This window comes from Anabaena sp. CCY 9910 (assembly GCF_963920875.1).
Lineage (GTDB): Bacteria > Cyanobacteriota > Cyanobacteriia > Cyanobacteriales > Nostocaceae > Trichormus > Trichormus variabilis.
In genome coordinates this window covers 1-2,172 of sequence record NZ_CAWUDJ010000101.1, presented here as the reverse complement: position 1 = coordinate 2,172, position 2,172 = coordinate 1, and the positions used below count along the sequence as shown (strand labels likewise).

The following is a 2,172-nucleotide window of genomic DNA, read 5'->3' as shown; positions in this document are numbered from 1 at the left end:
TGGACATTGCACAGTAGATGACCTCAATTCATCCCTCTATTATGCAACGCCAATAAAACCGCCGTGACTTTTAATAATGCCAAGTACGGTTGAAAGTCCTAGTCCTGTGCCTTTACCCAATTCTTTCGTGGTGAAGAATGGCTCAAATATCCGATCTAGTATGTCTGAGGAAATACCAATTCCCGTATCAGTAACTGTAACTACTACATAGGGGCCAACTTTGGCATCTATATTCATTCTGGCATAATTTTCGTCTATCAAGAAGTTTTCCGCCGTGATTTTCAAAGTACCACCCTTGGGCATCGCATCACGGGCATTAACACACAAGTTCATCAGTACTTGATGTAATTGGGTAGCATCACCAGAAACAGTCCAAAGATTCTGGGAAATGTGCGCCGCCAATTCAATTGATTTGGGAAACGTTTCTTTAATAATTTGCTGAATTTCTCCAACCAAGTGTTTCAATTGCAATAAGGTGCGTTCACCTTCAAGACCGCGAGTAAATGATAATACTTGTTTAACTAAGTTAGCCCCGCGCTTAGCGTTAGTAATCAATATTGGCAATAGTCGCTGAGAACGTTCATCTTTGATTTGTGACTCTAAAAGTTGTGCTGTCATCAAAATAGGAGCCAGAACATTATTGAGGTCATGGGCAATACCACTCGCTAGGGTGCCAATACTCTCTAATCGTTGAGCGCGAAGAAATTGAGCTTCTAGTTGCTTTTTTTGGGTGATTTCTGTGTTGACAACGAGTATACATTGGGATTTATTTCCAAACTCATGTACTAATGTCCAACGGCTTTCAACAATAATTTCTCTACCAGATTTTGTGGTTTGATATAATTCTCCCTTCCATGAACCTTTTTGCTGTAGTTCATCTAGTGATTTTTGCAATAAGGCTAAGTTTTTTTCTTGCCAGAGATTTTGAATTTTATTGTTAATTGCTTCTGCTTTTTGCCAACCGTAAAGCCTTGCTGCTGCTTCGTTCCAGAATAAAATGTTCCCGTCTAAATCTTGTACAAAAATGGCATCATTGGCAATATCCAAAAGCGCCGCTTGTTCACGAATTTTTTTCTCTATTTGTTTACGCTCGATAGCATAGAGAATAGAACGTTCTAGGAGAGGTGCATTCAGTTGGTTCTTTTCTAGATAATCTACCGCTCCCGCTTTCATGGCTTCTATATCTATTTCTGTGTCTCCTTGACCCGTGAGCAAAATTATCGGAGAGGTGCAGCCATCGACAATTGCTTCACGTAACAGTTCTAGTCCACTGCGGTGGCCTAAACGATAGTCTACTAAATATATATCATGCTGATTTTTGGCGATCGCTACTTTTGCCGCTTCATAATTATCTACCCATTCTAACTCGCAGTTAGCTACCCGAAATTCACTGAACCAATTACAAGTTAAGATGTAATCACTTTCACCATCATCAACCAATAGCACTCTGACTAAACTTTGGTTCATTCCTGACTCCTGCGTCTCTTATTGGCAATTCCACAACTCCAAACCAGTATTTTCTACTGCCTTAAAAGTAACTGGCTAGATGAAGGAATTTATACCTAAATCTTAGGAATGATATATATATTCTTCTCTGCTTAGATATGCTCAGGAAAATCATCTGGATTAGATTTCGCAGATATTGACCAGCCATACTTATTATTTTGATTATCATTATTATCAATGAAATCAATCACTGTTGCTTGACAAACCTTTACTCCGAAGGAGTTTATTGTATTTTTTATAACCAATAATCAAATAATTAACCCCAATAAATTAATGTACATAGTCTTACTATAAAGCTTATTTTGAGGTCTATTAGTAATCCCTCTTTAGGAAGAGAATTTTCCAAGAATCATTAAGCGACACCATAAAAATTAAAGCTTTCAGCCATTTTTAATACTAATTTGTCAAGAAATTCTATCTCAGTGTCATAAAAATATACTTTATTATAGCTGCAAAAAGACGAAGGGATACCTGTACTAACAAGCACCCCAATCGCGGAAAATGAAATAAGTACTACCAACCTTCATCCAAGACTAGCGAATTATCATGAGAAAATCTCTGCGTCCCTTGGCGCTAACCCCAGCGTTACTCTGCGTTAAAGAAGCTAAATATTTCGGCGTTGCTGAATAAGGGGATGAATTGATTTAGCTAGGTACAATTTGATAC

At 37.9% G+C, this 2,172-nt stretch carries 1 pseudogene; it reads right to left on the bottom strand.

The features are described 5' to 3' along the window. Positions 1-45 precede the first annotated feature (45 nt). Positions 46-1,467, bottom strand: a pseudogene (locus ACM5QX_RS29430) (ATP-binding protein); the annotation flags it as partial. Between the last annotated feature and the right edge of the window lie 705 nt (positions 1,468-2,172).